Origin of the sequence: Corallococcus terminator (assembly GCF_003611635.1) — a bacterium.
Classification (GTDB): domain Bacteria; phylum Myxococcota; class Myxococcia; order Myxococcales; family Myxococcaceae; genus Corallococcus; species Corallococcus terminator.
This window is the reverse complement of sequence record NZ_RAVZ01000059.1, coordinates 13,600-36,227: the sequence shown is the minus strand read 5'-3', so window position 1 is coordinate 36,227 and position 22,628 is coordinate 13,600. Positions and strand designations below refer to the sequence as shown.

The window sequence follows — 22,628 nt, the reverse complement described above, 5'->3', positions numbered from 1 at the left end:
GGCCGGTGGGTGGTGCGGGACGGCCGACACGCCCTGGCGGACGAGAGCGCGAAGGCGTTCCAGCAGCTCGCCATGCGGCTGTACCCGTGAGGTTGGTTGGGAGCGATATGGGCCCGGCGCCGGCGCGTTGAACGGCCCCGGAAGCGGTTTCAGCCGGGGGTCGCGGATGCGTTCAGGAATCGTGCTGTCGCTGGTGCTGCTGTCATGGGTTGTGGGCTGTGCCGGGCGGCAGGACCTGGAGACTCCGGACTACGAGGCCATCTACGACGTGCCGCTGGAGGAGATGTGGCCTTCGGTGCGCGAGTACTTCACGAACGCGAACCTGCCGTTCCGCGAGGACAAGGGCAGCGGCGTGCTGGAGACGGAGTGGAAGCAGGAGTTCGGCGGCTCGAAGATTTCGGGCTTCTGGCACCGCTACCTCGTCCTGGGCAAGCGGGAGACGCCCACGAAGAGCAAGCTGTGGATCATCCGCATCACCAAGTCCATGAACAAGGCGCTCTCCAGGCCTGGCAAGGAGCTGGAGTGGGGAGTGGCCCGGAGCCTGGGAAGCGCTCCCGGTTCCCGGAACTCGGGTGCCCCCGGAGATGAATCCTTCGTGTCGAGCGGGGCGCTGACCATCAGCGGAGAGGATGACGAGGACCGCTTCAACTTCCCGCAGGGGGAGAATGGCTTCTACGTGGAGTCCGGCCAGGGCAACCGGGACCTGCACATGGAGTGGCGCGTGTTCCGCAGCATCGCGCCCCACCTGGCCAGGAAGGCGCCGATCGCCGTGGCCCAGAAGGTGGCCCGCGCCCCCGATGCGAAGCAGGTGGCCCCGGAGTTCACCGAGTGCGGCCAGGAGATCATCGGCCTGAAGCGCCGGGCGAAGACGGGTGGGGTGCTGCTGCTGGGGGAGCTGCACGGCACGCAGGAGGTGCCGCGCTTCATCGCGCAGGCGGTCTGCCAGCTCGTCACGTCGGGGACGCCCGTGTCGGTGGGGCTGGAGCTGCCGGTGGAGAACGAGGAGCGCGTCACCACCTTCGTGAAGAGCGCGGGCTCGGAGGAGGACTGGCTCAAGCTGATGGAGGCCCCGTTCTGGCGCAGCCCCTATCCGGATGGCCGCGGCAGTGAGGCGGTGGCGAACATGCTGGAGCAGTTGCGGCAGTTGCGTGCGCGCGGGATGGACGTGGAGGCCTTTGTCTACGACCACCCGAAGCTGTCGGGCCAGAAGCGCGAGGATGCGCTGGCCGCGACGGTGTTGGGCCACGTGAAGGCCGGGCCATCGCGCTTCCACCTGGTGGTGAGCGGCAACATCCACCCGCGCACGGCGCAGGGCCTGCCGTGGGACAAGAAGTACCAGCCGATGGGACGGCTCTTGAAGGCGCAACTCAAGGACGTCACGGCCCTGGACATGGCGTACGACAGCGGGTCGGCGTGGATCTGCGCGGCGGATACGCAGGGGCGCAAGCTGGACTGCGGCGTGAAGCAGACGAAGGGGAAGGACAACGGGGACCGCTTCTTCGTGCATGTCTGGGACTCGCCCAACAAGGAGGGCTACCACGGGGTGTTCTACGTGGGGCCGGTGAGCGCGTCGGAGCCGGCCATCGAAAAGGGCCTGGGGCGGCCTTCGGACGCCGCGCCCGCGCAGGAACCGACGGGGTCGACGCTCGGCCTGTAGCGCCAGCGCCTCCCTCCACCCGTGGAACCCAGGGGCCGTGTGTGTCACCGGATGCGGTGGTGCGCACGGCCCCTCCGCATTGCTCGGGGGAGGACCACCAGGAACGCCGTCGATACGTTTCGCGCCGGTTCGCGTTCTCTCTTCATCCTGGAATCGCCGCAGGTGAGGAGTTGCGAAATGCGTTCGACTTGGCTCATGGGGTGGGTGGCGCTGGTCCTCGCGGCGGGGTGCGCCGGGCGGCAGGACCTGGAGACCCCGGACTACGAGGCCGTCTACGACGTGCCGCTGAGTGAGATGTGGCCGTCTGTGCGCGAGTACTTCACGGACGCGAACCTGCCGTACCGCGAGGACAAGGGCAGCCGGGTGCTGGAGACGGACTGGAAGCAGGAGTTCGGCGGCTCGCGGATTTCGGGCTACTGGCACCGCTACCTCGTCATCGGCAAGCAGGAGACGCCCACGAAGAGCAAGTTGTGGGTCATCCGCGTCACCAAGTCCGTGAACAAGACGCTCATGGCACCCGGTCGGGATCTCGCCTGGGGCCAGACCCTGGACCGGGGAGGGGAAGCGGGGCTCAGCCCGGAGGACCTCGAGGCCCGGCTCGCGTTCCCGCAGGGGGAGAACGCCTTCTACGTGGACTCCGCCCAGGGCCACCGGGACCTGCACATGGAGTGGCGCGTGTTCCGTGGCATCGCGCCCCACCTCGCGAAGCAGCAGGAGGTCACCGCGGCCCAGAAGGTGGCGAAGGCGTCCGAAGCCAAGGGCGCGCCCGTGTTCACCGAGTGCGGCCAGGAGATCATCGGCCTGAAGCGCCGGGCGAAGGCGGGTGGGGTGATGCTGCTGGGCGAACTGCACGGCACGCAGGAGGTGCCGCGCTTCATCGCGCAGGCGGTCTGCCAGCTCGTCACGTCGGGGACGCCCGTGTCGGTGGGCTTGGAGTTGCCGGTGGAGAACGAGGAGCGCGTCACCACCTTCGTGAAGAGCGCGGGCTCGGAGGAGGACTGGCTCAAGCTGATGGAGGCCCCGTTCTGGCGCAGCCCGTACCCGGACGGGCGCGGCAGTGAGGCGGTGGCGAACATGTTGGAGCAGTTGCGGCAGTTGCGCGCGCGGGGCCTGGACGTGGAGGCCTTCGTCTACGACCACCCGAAGCTGTCGGGCCAGAAGCGCGAGGATGCGCTCACGCAGACGGTGCTCTCGCATGTGAAGGCGGGGCCTGGGCGCTTCCACCTGGTGGCCAGCGGCAACATCCACCCGCGCACCGCGCAGGGCCTGCCGTGGGACAAGAAGTACCAGCCGATGGGGCGGCTCTTGAAGGCGCAGCTCAAGGACGTCACGGCCCTGGACATGGCGTACAACAGCGGGTCGGCGTGGATCTGCTCGGCGGATCCCCGGGTGGGCAAGCTGGACTGCGGCGTGAAGGAGACGAAGGGGAAGGACAACGGGGACCGCTTCTTCGTGCACGTCTGGGACTCGCCCAACGAGGAGGGCTACCACGGGGTGTTCTACGTGGGGCCGGTGAGCGCATCGGAGCCGGCCATCGCCAGGGGGCTGGGTCGCCCGGGCGCGAATGACAACTCCGTGTTCCCGGCGGCGGTGGACGCGGACGCGATGGCTTCCTCGCGACGCTGAAGCGCGGGCAGGCTGGCATCGCGGCGCGGGCGGTGGCATGCAGGTGGCCTGACTGGAGGCCATCCCATGAGCGACACGCTGCCCGCGCTGCGGGCCACCCTGGCGGAACTGGTGGCGCTGGACACCACGTCCTCGCGCCCCAACGCGCCCCTCATCGACTACGCCCAGACGCGGCTGGAGGCCGCGGGCTTCACCGCCGAGCGCCAGCACTACACCGACGACGCGGGCGTGGCGAAGGTGAACCTGGTCGCGCGAAAGGGGGACGCGGACCGCGCGGCGCTGGCGCTGGTGGGCCACTCCGACTGCGTGCCCTACGACACGGCCTGGACGGACGCGCTGCGCCTCACCGAACGCGACGGCAAGCTGTACGCCCGCGGCGCCTGCGACACGAAGGGCTTCATCGCGTGCGCGCTGCACGCGGCCACGCGCAAGGACCTGCCCGCGCTGAGCTCCCCGCTGCTCGTCATCCTCACCGCCGATGAAGAGGTCGGCCTCGTGGGGGCGAAGAAGCTGGTGGCGGCGGGCCTGGGCCGCGCGCGACACGCCATCGTCGGCGAGCCCACGCGCCTCATCCCGGTGCGCGCCAACAAGGGCTACTGCCTGGCGGAGGTGGAGGTGCTGGGCAAGGAAGGCCACAGCGCGTACCCGGAGCTGGGCGCGTCCGCCATCTTCCGCGCCGGCCGCTTCCTGCAACGGCTGGAGATGCTGGCGAACACCGTGCTGCGCGAGGACCGCGACGAGGGCTTCCAGCCCCCCTTCACCACGGTGAACGTGGGTCTCATCCAGGGTGGCAAGGCGAAGAACGTCCTGCCCGGCTCCTGCCGCTTCACCGTGGAGTGGCGCCCCATCCCCGGCCAGTCCACCGAGCGCGTGCCGGAGCTCTTGGAGCACATCCGCCAGGAGCTCACGCGCGACGAGCCCGCCTACGAAGCGCGCATCAAGGTGCTGCGCATGGACCGGGGCGTCCACACCCGAGGCGACGCGGACGTGGTGCGCTTCCTGGAGGAGGTCAGCGGCAACGCGTCCGAAACGGTGTCCTTCGGCACGGAAGCCCCGCAGCTCACGGAGCTGGGCGCGGAGGCCGTGGTGTTCGGCCCCGGCGACATCCGCGTCGCGCACCAGACGGGGGAGTTCGTCCCCATGGAAGACCTGGTGCGCTGCGAGGACGCCCTGACGCGAGCGGTGGCCCGCTTCTGCGCCGGCCGCTGAAGCGTCAGTGTCGGGGCAGCGCGCAGGTGCCCAGGTCGCGCAGCATCTTGTGCGCCTCGGCCAGCATCGCGTGCCCCTTCGCCTCCGGGGGCAGCCGGGCGATGAGCTTCATGTCCGGGGTGAGCCGGTAGTAGCCCTTGGAGCGCTGCACCAGGGCGGCCACCTTCGCGCCGTCCAGCAGCGCGTCCGCGCCCAGCGCCATCGACAGGCGGTTGGGGCCGCCCTCCAGCGCGCGCAGCCGCAGCTCGCGCATGTCGATCTTCAGGAGCGTCACCTCGGAGAGGGCGTCCACTTCGTCAGGGGCCTCGCCGTAGCGGTCCACCAGCTCCGCGCGCAGGTCCGTGACTTCGTCCGGGTGGCCGGCCTGGCTGAAGCGTTTGTAGAACACCAGCCGCTGGTGCACGTCCGCCACGTAGTCGTCGGGGATGAGCGCCGGCATGGGCAGGTTGATGTCCGGCTCCACGTGCACCTTGGGCGGCTGGCCCTGGAGCTCCGCGACCGCCTCCTCCATCAACTGCGCGTACAGGTCGAAGCCGATTTCGGCGATGGCGCCGGACTGCTTCTCGCCCAGCAGGTTGCCGGCGCCGCGGATCTCCAGGTCGTGGCTGGCGATGGAGAAGCCGGCGCCCAGCTCGGTGAAGTTCTGGAGCACCTCCAGCCGGCGCTGCGCGTCCTTCGTCACCGGACGGCGGGTGGGCACCAGCAGGTACGCGTACGCGCGCTCCTTGCTGCGGCCCACGCGGCCCCGGAGCTGGTAGAGCTGCGCGAGGCCGAACTGATCCGCGCGGTCGACGATCATCGTGTTGGCGCTGGAGATGTCGATGCCGCTCTCGATGATGCTGGTGCACAGCAGCACCTGGTACTTGTGCTCGGTGAAGGCCAGCATCACCTTCTCCAACTGCCCTTCGGCCATCTGCCCGTGCGCCACGCCGATGGTGACGTGCGGCATCAGCTTGCGCAGGTCGCGCTCCATGGAGGCCAGCGACTCCACGCGGTTGTGCACGAAGAAGACCTGGCCGCCGCGGGCGATTTCGCGCTCCACGGCCTCCTTGATGAGACCTTCGTCGTACTTCATCACGAAGGTGCGGATGGCCCGCCGGTCCTGCGGCGGCGTCGCGATGATGCTCATGTCACGCACGCCGGACATGCTCATGTGCAGCGTGCGGGGAATCGGCGTGGCCGTCAGGGTCAGCACGTCCACCTGCGTGCGCAGCCGCTTGAGGGCCTCCTTCTGCTTCACGCCGAAGCGCTGCTCCTCGTCCACGACGAGCAGGCCCAGGTCCTTGAAGGCCACTTCGCCCGCCAGCAGCTTGTGCGTGCCGATGACGATGTCGACCCGCCCCTCCTTGGCGCGCTTGAGGATGTCGCGCACCTCCGGCGGCTTGCGGATGCCGGAGATGACTTCCACCGTGACGGGGTAGTCCTTGAAGCGCTTCTTGAACGAGTGGAAGTGCTGCTGCGCCAGCACCGTGGTGGGCACCAGCACCGCCACCTGCTTGCGATCCAACGTGGCCTTGAAGGCGGCGCGCATCGCCACCTCCGTCTTGCCGTAGCCCACGTCGCCGCAGACGAGCCGGTCCATGGGCTGCGCCTTCTGCATGTCCGCGAGCACGTCCTCGATGGCCTTCGCCTGGTCGGGCGTCTCCTCGAATTCGAAGTCCGCTTCGAACTGGGCGTAGTAGCGGTCCGGGGGCTGGAACGCGTAGCCGGGGTGCGCCTTGCGCGCGGCGGCCATCTGCAACAGCTCCGCCGCCATCTTGAGCAACTGCTCCTTGACGCGCTTCTTCGTCTTCTCCCAGCTCGTCGTGCCCAGCTTGTCGAGCTGGACCGTCTCCGGGTCCCCACCCGTGAACTTCTGGATGAGCCGCATGCGGCCCACCGGCAGGTAGATTTTGTCGCGCCCCGCGTACTCCAGGACGAGGAAGTCCCCCGGAACGCCCTGCACCTCCATCTTCGTCAGGCCCGCGTAGCGGCCGATGCCGAAGTCGGTGTGGACGATGAGGTCGCCTTCCTTCAGGTCCTTGAAGCCCGCGGCGAACGCATCCAGCTTCTTGCTGCGCTTCACGCGGCGGCGCGAACGGACGCCGAAAATCTCTTCATCCGCGAGCACCGCCAGCCGGCCCTCGGTGTCCACGAAGCCGTGGCTCACCTCGCCGGTGAACAGGTGCGCCCACACCGCCGGCTCGTAGAGCTTCGCGGGGTCCGCCATCGGTTCGGTGTGCACCTTCACCATCACCGACCGGTCCAACAAGAGCCGCTTGAGCCGGTCCGCCTGGCTCAGCGTCCCGCACGCCACCGCGCACGCCATGCCGGTGTCGCGCCAGCGTTGCAGCCGCTCCACCAGCGGGGTGAGCGCGCCCTCCTCGCCGTGGTGCGCGAGGATGGCCTCGCGCAGGTCCTGCGTCGTGCCGAAGGTGAAGGCGACGGGGACCTCCGTCTGCGTGAGCGACAGCCCGCCGCCCTCCACCACGCGCAGGGCCTGGAGCTTCGCGGCCACGTCCTCGCGCGACAGGAAGTGGTGCTCCGGCGGATAGGTCAGGTCCTGCCGGGCGTCGGCCTCCGCCACGCCGCGCGCCAGTTCGTCCCACAGCTCGTCCACGGCGCGGTCCAGGCCCACCGGGTCGTCCAGGTAGACGACGGACTCCGGGGCCCAAGCACGCAGGTAGTCGAACACCGTGACGAGCCCGCCCTCGAAGAAGCCGGGCAAGAGGCCCTCCATGCCGAAGCCGGGGAGGCCCTCGCGCAGGGCTTCCAGCCGCTCGCGCAGCTTGATGGTGGGCATGTTGATGCGGTCGGCGACGGCGCGGGCGGCGGCCTCGGCGCGTGGGCGCGTGTCGTCGGTGAGGAGCAGCTCGCGCGCGGGCACCAGGTCCACGGTCTTGAGCGCGTCCACCGTGCGCTGTGACTCCGGGTCGAAGACGCGGATGGACTCGATGGTGTCCCCGAAGAACTCCAGGCGCACCGGCCGTTCGTACAGCGGGCTGAACACGTCCAGCAGGCCGCCGCGCACGCTGAAGGTGCCCTTGTCCTCCACCAGCGGGCTGTTCTGGTAGCCCATCAGCGACAGCTTCCGCGCCAGCGTGTCGCGGTCGAAGTCCTGGCCCACCTCCACGCGCTGGGCCAACTGGCCCATCACGGCCAGCGGCAGCACGCGGCGGTGCAGCGCGCGCAGGGACAGCACCAGCGCGGGGAACGGCGTGCCGCGCGCCAGGTGGAACAGCGCGCCCAACCGCTCCGTGATGGGGCCCGCTTCCGGGGACAGCTCGTCGTAGGGCAGCACTTCATCCGCGGGCAGCCGCAGCACGCGCGGCGCCAGCAGGCTGCCGGTGCCGCCCAGGAAGAAGGCCAGGTCGTGGGCGAGCGCGTCCGCCGCCTCTTCATCCACGGCCACGCACACCAGCGGGGCCTGAAGTGAGCGGTGCAGCCGGGCGAGCAGGTGCCCGCGCGCCGCGCCCTTCACCCCCTGCGTGCGCGTGCGGCGCCCGACGTGGAGGGAGGCCAGCAGCCGGGCGAAGGCGTCACCGGACGCAGGAGGGGCGCCACCGGGCCACGGGGAGCCATCGGACTTGGGAGGAGGGGAGGTGTCCATGCGTGGGCCCGGGGAGGGGCCCTCGTGGCTAATTAGGGTGCTACCTGCCCCAAATCAACGCTGGATGCTGAACACCTGTCATGTGGCCGTGAAACAGGACGGCCGCTGACCGGGGAGGCTCCCGCCCGGGACCCGCGAAGGGCCCGGACGGGGAGCGACAGCCTCAGGGCGTGCAGGCCGCCACGGAGCGCGGGTCATGGCCCGGACGGTTGGCGTCCGCCGCGTTGGAGTCGCACTCCAGCAGGTCCGCGATGCCCGTCAGCGGTTCGATGACCAGCAGGCTGTCGGCGCGGTCCGTCGTGTACGTGAAGCGGATGGACTTGTCGTTCGGCGTCGCCGCGCTCATGGCCGCGGCGTCGTTCACGAGGTCGCGCATGCAGTCCAGGTGGTTCACCACCGGCTTCGCGGAGCCAGGCTGGAAGCACAGGCCGTGGATGGCCTGCGCGTCCATGGAGGCCGGGATGACGATGTCCTCGCCCACGTCGGTGCAGCAGTTGGCATCCTGGCGGCAGGTCTTGTTGTCGCAGGCCGCCGGAGGACAGTCGACGTCGCTCCACGCATCCGCGCACCGCAGGCGCTCCCAGCGGGCCACGGTGTAGCGCAGCCCATTGGACTGGACGACGTCCGCGTCCACGACGAAGCGCACGGGCTGATTGGTGGCGATGGCGAGCTGCCGCGCACGCAGCACGGAGGACCACAGCTCCCGGGTCGCGGTGCCCTCGCGCTGGCCGATGATCCTGCCCTGCATGTTCACCACGGCCAACGACACCATGATGCCCAGCACGGCCACCACCACCATCAACTCCAGCAGCGTCATGCCTCGGGTGTTCTTCATGTTCCTGACCCTGTGGGGGGGGGCGGTACCGGCTGCAGGCCGGCCATGCCGAAGTTGCGCGGCGCGATCTGGAAGGTGATGGACCGGCGCTTGTAGCCATCCCGATCGTGACCGTCTTCATCCACCGCACCCACGTCCACCGCGTCCCGGTCCAGGCGGCGCGTGCGGACGACCAGGGTGACTTCCAACGCGCGCACCCGCGAGCGCAGCCGGTCACGCACCACCTCTTCGGTCACGGTGGCGGGAATGTACTCCGGCGTGAAGGTCTCCGCTCCGCAGACGCCGCCGGCAGAACCCTGGACGACCGTGCATTGGTCGAGCGCGGGACGCACGGTGGGCGTCTCCTCGGGAAACCACCTGTACGGGTCGTTGGGAGCCAGGAGGTTGACGACCGCCTGGCGCACCCTGAGCTGCTCCACGTCGCGGCTGATCACCTGCCAGGTGGTGGCACCGTGGGGAAGGCCTTCCAGGGTCGGGAAGCCTCCCTTCCAGTTCACCCGGTAGGCCATGCCTTCCAGCTTCATGGCCAGCCAGCCCGTCCGGGTCCAGAGGTCGTGCGCGCGTTCGTTGCAAAGACCTGTCAGCAGGCCCGTCCCCGACGCGCCCATGTCGGCGACGAGGCGCCTTCCCCCGCTGTCCACGTTCGTCACCCGCACGGCGCAGGCCACCGGGGCCTGCGTGGGCACCGTCGGCGTCTTCTCGTTGTACTGGATGGCGTTCACGAACACCGCGGACGTGTTGGTCAGGGGCGGGACGGGCTTCAGGAACTCCTCGGCCTGCTCCGGCAGGCAGTAGTTCGTTTCAGTCGACGCTCCGGTGGGAGTCACCCTGCCGGGGCCCGTGTTGCCTGCGCAGTTCACCAGGAAGGTGCTGCTGCTCGAAGTGCCCCAGTAGACCCTCAAGCCATCGGATTCCTTGCCCGCGGGCGGGGGCGTGTAGCTGCCGTCGTTGTTGAAGAAGAGCTCCGACCCTGGATCGGAGAAGACCTGCAGCGCGTAGCGGATGTCGTCGTCGATGAAGCTGATGGGCGTGTTGCCCATGCCGGTTCCAGCGCGCCAGAGCGTGGCGGTCAGGTTGTCCTGCACCGCCCGGCCGGTGGTCTGCGCCATCATCGTCTGTTCCTCGAAGAGGGCGCGCCGCTGCAACTGCGCGCCCACCGCGAGGCCGATGCCCAGCACGATGACGCCCAGCGCCGCGGCGATCATCACTTCCAGCAGGGTGAACCCCGCGTTTCGCAAGCCTGGTCTCTTCATGGCGACATCCGCGTCTGGAGGACGACCACCTGCCGGCCGGTCCGGTTCGGCTCCACCCAACTGACGGACACCCGGACGTTGATGACGTTGCCTGGCTGCCCGGGGATCAGCTCACGCGTGACGAGCGGTTCGCCCAGGCTGGGGGCTCCGCCTTCGATGGAGCCCACGATGGGCAGCCCGTCCACGTCGATGGCCACTTCGTACTGGCGCATGATGGTGCCGGCAGCAGGGGCCGTCCGCGTCGGTTCCCCTCCGGCCGTCTGGTAGTAGATGATGCGCTGGTTGTCCCAGACCTGCATGTTGCCGCAGGGGGGCTCCTGCGAGCACCCCTGGGCGCGCAGGGACTCCAGCGTCTGCTCCGCCAGCATCCCCGCCTGGTTGGCCGTCAGCGTCCTCCGGTTGGAGAAGCTGGTCTGGGACACGACGGTCATCGCCGCCGCGGTCCCCAGCAGCATGACGGCCATGGTGGCCATGACCTCCAGCAAGGTCACACCCCTCGAGCCCGATGTCATTCGCGTGTGGCTCATGGCTTCGGCAACCGCCCGTCCGGCAGCGGCTCCCACAGCAGGGTGCGGGAGCGCATCTCGCCCGTGCCTTCACCCCCGTTGTTGAAGGCTCCGCCGGTCGCGTCCTTCGCATTGCCATTGGCGTCGACGAAGATCATGTGTCCGTCGTGGATGACCGGCGCGGAGACGGCGTGGCCGGTGAACTCCTGCGACGCCATGGTGGGAGCATTGATACCGTCGCCCAACTGCGTGGCGGAGTAGTACTTGCCGTTCTGCGTCTGGCTCAGGCCGCAGACGTCCGCGGACTTGCCCACCGCCGTGGTGGCGAAGACCTGGTTGGAGCTGAGCGCCACGCCGCCCCAGACGGTCTGGCCGACGTCCAGCGCGTTGGCCCACATGGGCTCCAGCACGCCGCAGCCATTCTTGCCCCAGGGATCCGCGTCCTCATAGGCCATGAGGTAGTAGCGGTAGCCGGTGTCCTTGTTGGCGGGGCCATCCGAGTAGAGGTCCGGGTTGTCGCTGGTGCCGAAGAAGAAGCGCACCGCCGGACCGTCGGTCTTGGAGACCAGGCTCATCGCCATGTTGGAGTGGATCTGCTGGTAGCTCTGGTCCTGGTTGAAGGTGTTGTACTTGGGCAGGCTCAGCGTCACCGGAGCGTCGGCGACGCGGCACGTCTTCACCTTCGCCCCCGGCGCGCGGGCCGTGCTCACGTCATCCAGGTTGACGCGGTAGACGTGGCCGGAGGTGGTCGCCACGTAGACGACGTCGTAGGTGCCGTCCTGGTCCAGGTCGAGCATCGCGGGACCCGCCGCGATGCCCACGTTGTTCTCCAGGGTGATGACGCCCGCGTACTTCCCGAGGCCTGGGTTGAGGTAGTTGAGCGGCTGACCCGTCTTCATGTCGAGGATGTACAGGGCTCCGGCGCGGCCCGACGCGGGGACGAAGTCGGTGCCGACGATGGCGGCCCACTCGGTCTTGCTGGCATCCGAGCCCCAGCGGATCCGGCCGACCGACGGCGCGAAGCGCGAGCTGGAGGAGTCCGGACGCTTGCCCAGCGGGTTGATCAGCAGGTTGGCGAAGTGGTCGTTCATGGGGGTCTCCATCATGGAGAACTCCCACATGGGATTCGGGTACTTTGTGGTGTTGGTCGGATCCGTGATGTCCAGCGAGAAGACGACCGGGCTGGTCTTGCCCGAGGCGGAGACGAGGACGGTCTTGGCGCCCTTGTCCTTGTCCGCCATTGACGGGGTCCACGCCGGCTGGGAGCCAGACAATCCGCCCAGGTCCACGTTGGCGATGGTGGGCGAGGCATCCATGCTGGGCCGGGGCTGCGTGATGGAATCCGCGAACCGCGCGTACTGGTGGCGGTAGCGCGAAAGCAGGGTGTACGGCATGTAGGAGAAGAGCTCGTTGCCCGAACCGTAGTCGCGCGGCACACCGGCATTGCAACTGATGGGCTTGAAGTAGCCCCGGTACTGTTCGGGGGTCCCGCAGTTGTCCAGGGTGCTGTTGAGGAACGCACCGCTGTCGACGGCGTGCAGCATGCCCGTCATCGTTCCCACGTAGGCCACGGTGCGGCGCTGGGCCAGGGGGGTGATGAAGTTCTCCAGGTACTTCGCCTGCTCGATGGGCTTGGCGTTGTCGTACCAGGAGTCCTTGTACGGAGGGATGGCCAGGGCCACGGTGGACAGGTTGATGCCACCCATGGCCCAGGGGCGCTTCACGTCGGAGGCGCCCGGGGCGTACTTGTCCTCCCAGCCGTAGAGCCAGTTCACCAGGTACTTCCGGTCGTTCGTGTCGGTGTCGTTCTTCCGGGAGCCCGTCATGGACCGCGTGTCGCACGTGCCGTCGCGGTTGAGGTCCCAGATGGACACACCGTCGTTGACCTCGTCGCAGAGCTCGTCCGGAAAGAGGATGTTGGACTTATCCTTGTTGTCGAGGCTGCTCACGTCGACGCGGGCGCTGGTGGTGGCGTTCGTCGTGTAGAGCTTGCGCGCGTCGGGTGACTTGGTCCCGTTGCGGAACGACTCGGCCATCACGCGACCGGCCTCCCAGCGCTGCTCCGAGGCGAGGCTGGCGGGGTTTTCCGGCGGGTACAGCGACTTGAAGTAGAGCCGGCCGCGGACCTCGTAGTCCTTGCGTCCGTCGTAGAGGCGCGTGGAAGGCGCCGGCAGGCCCGCCCCGGGGAAGTTGTCACCCCAGGCGATGCCCGGCGTCTCGTTCACGCCCCAGACGATGGCGTTGCCCAGCGTGGAGGGCGACGCGCGCGAGAAGGCGCCGGAGCGCACGGCCTGGTAGCCCACGTCCACCTTGTCGATGATGGGACGGCAACGCTCGTTGGGGCTGCTGACCTCCACCTTCCAGCAAAGCTGGGAGCCCGTGAAGCCCAGGGCCAGCAGGTCCAACTCCACTTCCTGGGCAGGGGGCGTCTCGTCGGGGAACTCCACGGGGATCCACGTGGGGTATTCCTTGCGCGTGCAGACGCCGCCGGAGCACTCGCGGCAGTCCACCGCGATGAAGTAGTCGATGGAGGCATCCGGCCCGCCGGGAGGCGTGCAGGCCCCGGGGAACTCCTCGGTCCAGCAGGGCGGTCCGCCGGGAGGGCAGGTGCGCGGCGCGGGAGCCATGTCGTCCTGGCGGCGGAAGCGCACCTTGGTGATGGTGAAATCCTCGGCCACGGTGGGGGAGATGTCCCCGGAGACGGTGGAGGAGCGCGTGAAGCCGCCGTTCTCCTTGTTGATGACGAACACCACGTCGTTGAAGTCGCGGTCGCCACCGCCGCTCAAGTCCTCGAAGCCGAGGATCCACCGGAAGGGGTCCGTGGTGGGCGCGCCCACGATGACGTGCGGCATCGGATTGCGGACGCCGGTGGGACGCGGGATGGACACCTTCTCCATGGGCATGTCGAGGTTGCCGAAGAAGGGCGTCTTCAGGCGCCACAGCGTCGTGCCTTCCTCTGTCTTCGGGCCGTCCAGCCAGCCGCACAGCCTCTCCGAGGAGTTTTCCACCGGGCAGCTGAGGCTGCTCGTCGCACTCGGGTTGTCACGGTTGCACCCAGGCTCGTAATTGCAGCCGATGTTGCGCTCCGCCACGACGGAGCCGCCCTGGAGGTTTTGATCCATGTTCCATTCCGCCTTGGAGAAGAAGACGGAGATGGGGGTCTTCAGGTGCAGCAGGCACTTGCCGTTGTTGTCCTGGCGCAGGCAGGCGTACGCATTGCCCGCGTCGATGTTGTGACCCTGTTCGTAGAAGACGACGATGAAGAAGACGATCTCCCGACCGCCCTTGATCTCCCCCAGGTCCACCGTGCGGTCATACTCGGTGACGCCCGGATCCTTGTTGGTCTGGCGCTCGATGCCGCGGTAGTCGTACTTGGAGACGTCGTAGTCCGGAATGCCTTCGCCGAACTCTCCACTGTCCTTGATGGGCGAGGCGAGGTTGCGCCAGACGTCGTAGCCGGAGTCGTCATCCGCGAGCAGGAACACCATCTGCCCCAGTCCGTTGTTGCCATTGGCCTCATCCTCCGGCTCCAGCAAGTTGGGGATGTGGGGGAAGAGCCCGCGGTCGGAGAAGGTGGTGGTCGCCGCATTGTCGCTGACATTGCCGGCGGGGTTGCGGCCGACGACGTCCGCCTTGATGGTGTTCTGGTGGTATCCGGGACGCGCGTCCGTGAGGTTCTGCAGGGGCGCGAAGGTGGTGGTTGCGCAATCCGCCAACGCCAGGTCAGGCTCGGTGAGGGCCACCGGGGAGCCGAGGACCGTCGAGGTCGTGAAGCTCCGGTTGGTGCAGCGACGGGTGCCTGCCTTGCCGATGTAGGGACGCGCCTGGGGCCCGGTCGTCGGGGCCACGTTGTAGATGTCCTCGTGCAGGTCGTAGATGCCGTTGCCGTTCGTGTCGACCAGCTTCCCGGCGTTGTCGACGTAGCCCTTCGCACGCACCTTATCCATGTACATGTAGCCGAGCGCGTGCGAGGCGCCGGCGGACTCGTACACGTAGCTGATGGTCACCCGCTGGTCGAACGGGAGCTTGATGTTCTCCACGTTGAGCGGTTCCAGCGCGGTGTTCAGTTGCAGGCGCTGGGGCGCATCGTCGGTCAACTGCATCGTGGGGTTGGTGAGTTCCAGCGACGCGGCGCTGAACTCCGGCTGCTTGTTCGCGTCCAGCTCGTTGCGGCAGAGGTCCTGCTGCGCCGACGCGCTCAGGGACGCCAACAGGCCGAGGGTTCCGAAGGTGCGAATCATCCCGCGCATCACTTGCTCCCCTGCTTCGGTGGGTTCTTCGGATCCTGCTTGCGGCGGGCCTGCTGCTCGCGCCGCTCCGCGATGCCCTTCTCCAGCTCCTGCCGCGCCGCCACGTCACGCCGCTTCGTGGGCGGCTGGGTGCGGCTGACGAGGAAGCTGATCACCCGGTCCTTGTCCGCTTCCGCGAGCAGCCGCGTGTCGCAACCCGTTCCGGGCTTGACCTTGTAGGGGGCGTCGATCCAGGTGCGCACCTGCGACAGGTTGCGCTTGGGCAACAGCTCACCCAGGTTGGGCCCCGCGCCGGCATAGCGGCCCACGAGATTGCTGCGCGGCCTGGCCTTGGTTTCGGGCGCGTCGACGCGAGCGATGTGGCAGCGCGCGCAGGCTTTCCTGAAGGCGGTCTGGCCTCCCGCCTGCGCGCTGGCGAGACCTGGCGCCAGCAGGAGGAGCAGCAGGGTCAAGCGTTTCATGAAGGGCTCGGGGAAGAAGAAGGAAGGTGGGCCTGAGGAAGTGGCGGCCTAGATGGTCTGCGCGTCGTTGGAGATGACGATCTCCCCGCCACTGGAAGATCCGGTCTCGGCCCCGTAATTGTAGAGGCCGTCGCCGCCGCCCTGCTCGGTGCTGCCAGGGCTGTACTTCGATTCCTTGGTCTGCTGGGAGACGAGCGCCTGCACCACGGACCGGGTGGGGCGGCTGTTCTCGATGCCCTCCACCTCGCCCACGGCGATGAGCCAGACCTGGCGGTTGTAGTCGACGGTGGGGCCCGCGCCGATGCCGCCGGTGAGCTCCCTGTCGTTGCGCAGGAACACGCGGTAGCGCACCCGGTTCTGGACGGGGTAGTCCGCGTAGTCCTCATCGGGCAGGGGCAGGGAGTCAGGACCGCTCTGGAGGTCTCCCGGCTGCGCCGTGAGGGTGTCCAGGCCGTAGTAGTTCCAGGTCCCCGCTCCACCCGGCCCCGGGAGGACCTCGAACCAGGGGTCGGTGGCGGGGTTGCCGAGGCCCGGCTCGTTGACGGGGGCTCCCAGGGCGAGGGTCAAATCCAGCGTCGCGGGCCCCAGGTTGGTCATCAACAGGCGGACCTTCTCGCGGCCTTCGGCCATGCCCGCCTCGGCGGCGTAGAACGCCTCCTTCTTGCGGCGGGTGTCCGACTGCGTGTCGGCCTCGCGGCCCACCACGCTGAAGCTGAGCATCACCGCCATCGTCACGACGGCGACCACGCCCAGCGCGAGCAGGAGCGTGAAGCCTCGCGGCTGACGGGAGTGGGTGCGGGTGCGCTGAACCATCAGGGACTCCTTCGCGCGCCCTGGGGGAGGCGCAGCGTGGGTCCAACGTTCAGCAATTCTCGTGCCGTGGAGCCTGGCACTCAACCCGCTGGAATGAGGGGGTGTGCGCAGGCTGGGGGGTGCCGTTTGACGTCAGGCGGCTGCGCAAAGTTTGCGAGCCCGCCAATCCTTGCGGTGCCACCGCCCTTTTTCGGGCGGTGCGGTGCGGCTAGCGCTGGCCGGCGCGCAGTGCGGCACGCAGGCGGAGCATGTCGTCCAGGACGCCCGGATCCACCAGCTCCAGGGCGGCCTTCTGGGAGAGGCCGCGGGGCTGCTGGCGGTACTCCTCCTCGTCCTCCTCGCCGCCCTTGCCACCCTTCTTGTCGTCGCCGCCGCCCTTGTCGCCGCCGCCCTTGGGCATCAGCGCCACCGGCTGGGAGATGCCCGCCTCCACACGGGGGAAGGCGTTGGCGTCGGCACGCACCGATGCGAAGAGGCTGACCATGGACAGGCAGAACACGATGGCGACAGTGAGGGTCTTCATGGGTGTCTCCGATTCTCCCACTCCCTGGACGCCTGAGCGCGAGGGGTTATTCACGACGCGCGTCACTTCGCCTTGAAGGTGCGGATGTATCGCACCAGTGCGTCCATCTGCTCCGGGGTGAGCCGGTCCTTGTAGGCCTTCATCTTCGTGTTGCGGGATGAGCCGTTGGCGATGACGGCGCGCAGCTCGGCGTCCGTTTCGGCCTTCTGCCAGGCGGCCTGACTCATGTCGACGATGGCCTCCTTCTGTCCCAGGCGCGTCTGCGCGCGACCGTCCGGGCCATGACAGGACTTGCAGCTCTTGCCCCACAGCTCCGCGGCGTCCTCGGCCCGGGCCACGGGGGCGCACAGCAGCAGGGTGGAAACCAGCAGGCACAGCCGCGTCGTCATGCACCGTCTCCCGAACGAAGGCGGCGCCAGTATAGCGGCGCGCTCAGGACCCCGCGCGAGGCCAGAAGGGCGTCGGAGGCCGGCCGGGGGGCTGCAACCAGACGGATTCCAGGAAGCGCACCGCGTTCTGATCCGCCGTGTCGTTGCGCGTGAACGCGGCCTGGGTCCCCACCAGCACCGCCAGCGTCGCGAGTCCCGCCGCCCACGCCACGGGGGCCACGGGGCGTCCGGCCGCGTCGCGTCCCAGGGCGAGGAAGAGGGAGGCCGCCACGCCGCCGAGCGCCGCGAGCAGCATGACGCCCGCGAGCCATGTCGGGAGCCCCAGGAAGGCGAGCACGTTGGGCGCGTGGTAGCCGGCGAGGAAGAGCGGCCGCGCCAGCGCGAGCACGGGGGTGGAGACGTCGTCGGGGATGTAGTTGACGAAGGTGGCGAGGCCGGTGATCAGCACGGACGCCGTGCACAGCATGGCAGCGATGCCCGACAGCCACGGCCGCCCGGCGTCGCGCAGCCGCTCCAGCACGAGCCCCGCCGGAAGCAGCAGGAAGGGCACGAGCCCCGTGAGGTGGCGCGGCCCCGTCGTCCAGCCCCAGGAGTCATAGGTGAACGACGACGTGAAGTACGTGTAGCCGGCGAGCGTCACCGCGGTCAGCCAGAAGAGGGCGCGCGCTTCCGGGGACGTCCTGCCCTGGCGCTTCAGGAGGCCCAGGCCGGGCAGCGCGAGCAGCAGGAAGGGCGACAGCGTGAACAGCCCCCGCAGCGGGGAGAAGAACGACAGGAAGAAGGCGCGCGGATCCGGCGTGCGGATGCCCAGGAAGCCGCCCAGGTGCCACGGCTGATAGGCCGCGTCGTTGAGGTGCTTGTAGCCCGTCTCCAGCGGATGCCCGAAGGTGGCCTGGTGGTAGAGCATCAGCGCCGCGATGAAGGGCAGCGCGCCCAGGAAGGCGAGCCCCGTGGCGCGGCCCAGCTTCTGGATCCGCGCGCTCCACGCGCCTTGGGCCCCCAGCAGGGTGAGGGCCGCATAGAGGATGAGGCCCAGGACGCCCAGCGCGCCGGTGTACTCGGCGGCAACGGTGGCGCCCGAACAGGCTCCGGCCACGACGTAGCCGCGCTCACGCCATTCCCCGCGCGACAGCCGCCACAGCGCGTAGAAGCCGGCGAAGAGCAGCACCGCCGTCGTCTGGTGGCTCATAAAGAGCAGCGAGTAGCTGAACGCCAGCGAGCCCAGCGCGTACGTCACCGTGATGGCGTCCGCGACGACAGGCGACAGCCAGGCGCGCAGGAAGCGGCGCACCAGCCACAGCAGGAACAGCGTGGGCAGCACCGTGAGGAAGAGGCGGCTGAAGAAGACCAGCGGCACCTCCGGCACGGCGTAGCGGTGGCCCCCGCCCACGGCGCGCAGGGCCGCGTACACGGGCACCGCGGCGAAGGACAAGAGCGGCGCCTTGGACGGGTAGTACTTCCCGTTCATCACCGACAGGTCGCCCACGTGACCGTAGTCGCGCAGGGCCCGGTTGATCTCCAGCGTGCCATCCTCCACGAGTGCGCGCGTCTGCCACAGCCGGCACAGCTCGTTGGGCGAGCGCAGGCCCGGGTGGTACGGGAAGAGGAACACGTAGAGCGCCGCCACCGTGGCCCACACCGCGCGGGGCAGGCCCGGAGCCCGGAGGGGCGCTGGCGCGGCGGAGGGCGGGGCCTCGTCGAGCGGCGGTGGGTTGGGGTGGGGCTCGGCGCTCAAGGGGGCGTCAGACGGCGCGGCCGACGGCGAACAGGCTCATGCCCACCGGCAGCTTCACCTGTTGCTCGGCCTGGGCGAACAGGGGCGCCAGCGTGTCGTAGAGCTTCAACTGGAGCTTGGGCACCGCGCGGCGGCGCAACAGGCGGCTGTTGACGAACCAGCCCGGCAGGCCGACGAGGTTCATCCACTCCAGCGTGTCCACGCGGAAGCCGTTCTCCTCCAGCACCGCGCGCAGGGTGGCGGGCGTGTAGCGGCGATAGTGGCCCACTGCTTCATCGATGGCGCCGAAGAGCTGCGGCAGCGCCGGCACGAGGATGAGCACGCGGCCGTCCGGCTGGAGAATCTGACGGAAGCGGCGCACCGCGGATGCGTCGTCCGGGATGTGCTCCAGCACATTGGACAGCACGATGGTGTCCAGCGCTTCCGCCTTCAGCGACTCCCAGTCCGCGAGCGCCACGTCGGACAGGTAGGGGCGCACGTGGGGCTTGCCGCGGAAGAGGTTCTTCAGGCGGTCCACGTAGAAGCGCTCCACCTCCAGCGCGACCAGCAGGTCGCAGCCGGCCTCCAACTCGCGGGTGATGGTGCCGATGCCGGCGCCAATCTCCAGCACGCGGCGGCCCAGGTGTTCGCGGAAGCGGCGGCCCAGCCACTGGTTGTAGTGGGTGGCGCCGTCCATGCGCTCCAGGGTGGAGTAGCCCTCGTGCTGGTTGTCCGCGTCGTCGCGCACGGTGGCGTAGCGCACCAGCGTGCGCAGGCGGGCCAGGTGCGCGGAGGCCGGGCGGCGCGGCACGGCCTGCATCGGGGGCAGGCGCACCTCCGTGAGGCGGAAGAGCTGCGCGGCCATCTTCACCACGAGCTCCGCGTCCACCGCGTCGTCGTCGCTGGTGAGCTGGATGGAGCGCAGCGCGTCCGTGCGGAAGGCGCGCAGGCCGGTGAGCGGATCCGCGAGGGCCACGTCGGTGACGAAGCGGGTGATGCCGCCCAGGGCGCGTTCGGCGAGCAGCTCCGCGGAGTTGCCCGGGCGGCGGCCGAAGACGCCGTCGGCGGTGTCATCGCGCAGGGGCTGCACCAGCGCGGCGTAGCTGTCCGGTGAGTAGGCTGCGTCCGGATCCTGGATCACCGTCATGTCGCCGGTGACGTGGGGAAGGGCGGTGCGGATGGACGCTCCCTTGCCTCCCTGTGCCGCCAGGACGTGGACGTTGGGACCGGGCGTGACATCCACCGGGCCTTCTCCCGCGAGCACGACCTGGGCCTGACCCGAAAGGGCGTGGGCGAAGTGCGCTGCCGCGGAGGCGGTCGCCGGCGTGTAGGGGAGGACCACGGAGAGGGCTGCAACCATGGTGCGGCTCACTACCACAGGCGCTTCCAGGGCGCGCGTTCGTGGATCGGAGCGGATGGACGAGGAGCATCCAGGCGGCGTCGGTTCGATGGACAACCCGCCCGGGCCGTTGCACGCTCCCTCCGTTGTTCACCCCTGTGCGATGTGGGTGCAGGTCGGGGTCCGGATGTCGGGCCGCTGAAGCCGCCCGCGGCAGCCCCCCCTCTGGAGAGACGCGACGTGGAAGGAACGGTGTTGGACCCGGCCGGAGGTGCTCCCGGCGCGACGTCCGCGAGCGTGATGCACCGGGCGCGAGGGTTGTGGCGCAGGCGGTGGGTGATGCTCGGGGTGGCGCTGGCCGTCACCGCGCTCACGGCGGCCTGGACGCTGCGGCAGCCGCGCATCTACGCGGCCAGCACGTCGCTCATCATCGACGTCACCGCGCCCCGCATCCTCGACGGCGAGGTGAAGGAGGTGATGGGGGAGGAGCGCAGCAACTACTGGTTCAACAAGGAATACACCGGCACGCAGAGCGAGGTCATCACCTCGCGCGCGGTGGCCAGCCGCGTGGTGGATCGGCTGGGGCTCTCCAACGACCCGGGCTTCCTGGGCCTGCCAGCGAACCAGGACGAGAAGACGCGCGTGCAGGCGCTCCAGGCGGCGGACGCGGTGGGCCTGTTGCGCTCGCGCATCATCGTCGTGCCCGGCAAGGACTCGCGGGTGATGAACATCGGCGTGGAGGACGTGGATCCCAAGCGCGCGGCGCTGCTCGCCAATGAAGTGGCCGCCGCGTACATGGCGGAGAACCAGGCCCTCAAGATGCGCGTCACGGACGAAGCGCGCACGTGGCTGGAGGTCCGCCGGGACGAGCTGGGCCGCGAGGCGAAGGCCGGCGAGCTGGCTGTCTACGACCTGAAGAAGGACGCGGACATGCTGTCCACGTCGCTGGAGTCGCGGCTGTCCATCGTCAGCGAGCGCATCAACTCCTACAACCTGAAGCTCACCGAGGTGCGCACGCGCATCGCGGCGCAGCAGGCGCGCGTGGACGCCATCCACCAGTTGCGCAAGGCCGCGGGCACCGACGAGACGTGGGCGGAGGCCGTGCCCGGCGCCAAGGACGGGCCCATCCAAGACATGAAGATGCGCTACGGCGAGCAGAAGGTCGCGTGCGCGGAGCTGTCGGAGCGCTACCTGCCGGAGCACCCGAAGCTCCTGGAGTGCAACCGCAAGCTGGAGGTGGTGCGCGAGGACCTGCTCAAGAGCCTGGCCAACGTGGTGCGCTCGGCGGAGATGCAGTTGGTGGAGGTGAAGGGCGAGGAGCGCAACCTCAACAAGCTCCTGGATGAGACCAAGGCCGAGGCCTTCGTCGTGAACAAGAAGGCCATCGAGTACGGGCAGCTCCAGCGCGAGTCGGACGACAACCAGCGGCGCTACGAGGATGTCCTCAAGCGCCTCAAGGACGTGGAGCTGTCGGGCCTCTTGCGCACGAGCAACGTGCGCGTGCTGGACGAGGCGCGTCCGTCGCTGGTGCCGGTGCGGCCGCACACGCGGCGCAACCTGATGGTGGGCTGGGTGATGGGCCTGCTCCTGGGGCTGGTCGCGGCGGTGGTGCTGGAGTTCCTGGAGAACACCGTCGCGTCGCAGGCGGACGTGGAGGAGGGGCTGGGGCTGGCGTTCCTGGGCGTGGTGCCGCGCATGGAGGGCGGAAGGGAGCAGGGGGAGCGCGACCTGTACGTGCACCGCTCGCCGCGTTCGGCGGTGGCGGAGTGCTGCCGCGCGGTGCGCACCAACCTGCTGTTCATGTCGCCGGATGAGCCCTGCAAGACGTTGGTGGTGACGTCCAGCGGCCCACAGGAAGGCAAGTCCACCACGTGCATCAACCTGGGCGTGGCCATGGCCCAGAGCGGCAACCGCGTGCTGCTCCTGGACACGGACATGCGCAGGCCCCGGCTGCACCGCGCGTTCGGCGTGCCCAACGACTTCGGCATCAGTTCGCTGGTGGTGGGCGAGGGCTCGCTGGACAAGGCCGTGAAGAGCACGGAGGTGCCCAACCTCTTCGTGCTGCCGTGCGGTCCGCTGCCGCCGAACCCGGCGGAGCTGTTGCACACGCGCGCCTTCAAGGACCTGCTGCGCGCGGCGTCGGAGAAGTTCGACCGCGTCATCCTGGACAGCCCGCCGCTCAATGCCGTGGTGGACGCGGCGGTGCTGGCCACGCAGGCGGACGGCGTGGTGATGGTGTTCAAGGCGGGCAAGACAGACCGGGGCGCGGCGAAGCGCGCGCTGCGCTCGCTGGCGGATGTGCAGGCGCGGATGTTCGGCGCCATCCTCAACGACGTGGATCTGCGCAAGTCCCAGTACGGCGACACGTACCTGGGCTACCAGGGCTACGGCCCGATCCAGGACGGGCCGAAGGGCGCGAAGGGCGGGGTGGCACCGTCGTGACGGGCGCGGGCCTGCGGGTGCT

Annotated in this window: 15 protein-coding genes; 4 read left to right on the top strand and 11 right to left on the bottom strand. The window is 69.2% G+C overall.

All coding sequences use genetic code 11. The features are described 5' to 3' along the window. Positions 1–166 precede the first annotated feature (166 nt). The 3 genes from D7V88_RS11450 (at position 167) to argE (ending at position 4,492) form a co-directional block, all read left to right on the top strand. Positions 167–1,657: a hypothetical protein gene (locus D7V88_RS11450; RefSeq protein WP_120540664.1), complete on the top strand. Its 1,491-nt coding sequence runs from the start codon at positions 167–169 to the stop codon at positions 1,655–1,657. A 177-nt stretch (positions 1,658–1,834) separates the two neighbouring features. Beyond that, positions 1,835–3,283, top strand: coding sequence for a hypothetical protein (locus D7V88_RS11445; protein WP_120540663.1), 1,449 nt, complete (start codon positions 1,835–1,837; stop codon positions 3,281–3,283). Positions 3,284–3,349: 66 nt separating this feature from the next. Then, a complete protein-coding gene (gene argE / locus D7V88_RS11440) occupies positions 3,350–4,492 on the top strand; it encodes an acetylornithine deacetylase (protein WP_120540662.1) in 1,143 nt (380 codons plus the stop codon). Positions 4,493–4,496: 4 nt separating this feature from the next. Here the strand turns inward: argE and mfd are convergent, their stop codons facing one another. The 11 genes from mfd to D7V88_RS11385 all read right to left on the bottom strand — a co-directional run bounded on the left by mfd (position 4,497) and on the right by D7V88_RS11385 (position 20,185). Further along, positions 4,497–8,081, bottom strand: coding sequence for a transcription-repair coupling factor (gene mfd / locus D7V88_RS11435; protein ID WP_120540661.1), 3,585 nt, complete (start codon positions 8,079–8,081; stop codon positions 4,497–4,499). 163 nt (positions 8,082–8,244) lie between these two features. Next, on the bottom strand, positions 8,245–8,916 hold the full coding sequence (locus D7V88_RS11430; protein WP_120540660.1) for a pilus assembly FimT family protein: 672 nt from the start codon (positions 8,914–8,916) through the stop codon (positions 8,245–8,247). Next, entirely contained in the window at positions 8,913–10,169 is a 1,257-nt protein-coding gene (locus D7V88_RS11425) for a PilW family protein (RefSeq protein ID WP_208726226.1), read from the bottom strand. Before D7V88_RS11425 ends, D7V88_RS11430 begins: the two co-directional genes overlap by 4 nt. After that, a complete protein-coding gene (locus tag D7V88_RS11420) occupies positions 10,166–10,681 on the bottom strand; it encodes a type IV pilus modification PilV family protein (RefSeq protein WP_120540658.1) in 516 nt (171 codons plus the stop codon). The genes D7V88_RS11425 and D7V88_RS11420 overlap by 4 nt, the downstream gene beginning before the upstream one ends. A gap of 11 nt (positions 10,682–10,692) precedes the next feature. Continuing rightward, the gene (locus tag D7V88_RS11415) at positions 10,693–14,916 is read right to left on the bottom strand and encodes a DUF4114 domain-containing protein (RefSeq protein WP_244238101.1); all 4,224 of its coding nucleotides are present in this window, start codon (positions 14,914–14,916) and stop codon (positions 10,693–10,695) included. Positions 14,917–14,924: 8 nt separating this feature from the next. Beyond that, positions 14,925–15,386 carry a hypothetical protein gene (locus tag D7V88_RS11410; RefSeq protein ID WP_147448690.1) on the bottom strand — a complete coding sequence of 154 codons (462 nt, stop codon included), beginning with the start codon at positions 15,384–15,386 and terminating at the stop codon, positions 14,925–14,927. Positions 15,387–15,434: 48 nt separating this feature from the next. Continuing rightward, positions 15,435–16,199, bottom strand: coding sequence for a hypothetical protein (locus tag D7V88_RS11405; protein WP_120540655.1), 765 nt, complete (start codon positions 16,197–16,199; stop codon positions 15,435–15,437). A gap of 208 nt (positions 16,200–16,407) precedes the next feature. Continuing rightward, a complete protein-coding gene (locus D7V88_RS11400) occupies positions 16,408–16,722 on the bottom strand; it encodes a hypothetical protein (protein ID WP_120540654.1) in 315 nt (104 codons plus the stop codon). Between the two features lie 62 nt (positions 16,723–16,784). Further along, positions 16,785–17,111: a c-type cytochrome gene (locus D7V88_RS11395; RefSeq protein WP_120540653.1), complete on the bottom strand. Its 327-nt coding sequence runs from the start codon at positions 17,109–17,111 to the stop codon at positions 16,785–16,787. Positions 17,112–17,154: 43 nt separating this feature from the next. Then, positions 17,155–18,846, bottom strand: coding sequence for a glycosyltransferase family protein (locus D7V88_RS11390; protein WP_120540652.1), 1,692 nt, complete (start codon positions 18,844–18,846; stop codon positions 17,155–17,157). Positions 18,847–18,853: 7 nt separating this feature from the next. Continuing rightward, positions 18,854–20,185, bottom strand: a complete 1,332-nt coding sequence (locus D7V88_RS11385; protein ID WP_120540667.1) for a bifunctional glycosyltransferase/class I SAM-dependent methyltransferase — start codon at positions 20,183–20,185, stop codon at positions 18,854–18,856. A gap of 219 nt (positions 20,186–20,404) precedes the next feature. On the opposite strand from D7V88_RS11385, the gene D7V88_RS11380 reads away from it, so the two are divergent. Then, entirely contained in the window at positions 20,405–22,606 is a 2,202-nt protein-coding gene (locus tag D7V88_RS11380; protein ID WP_120540651.1) for a GumC family protein, read from the top strand. The last annotated feature ends 22 nt before the right edge of the window (positions 22,607–22,628 follow it).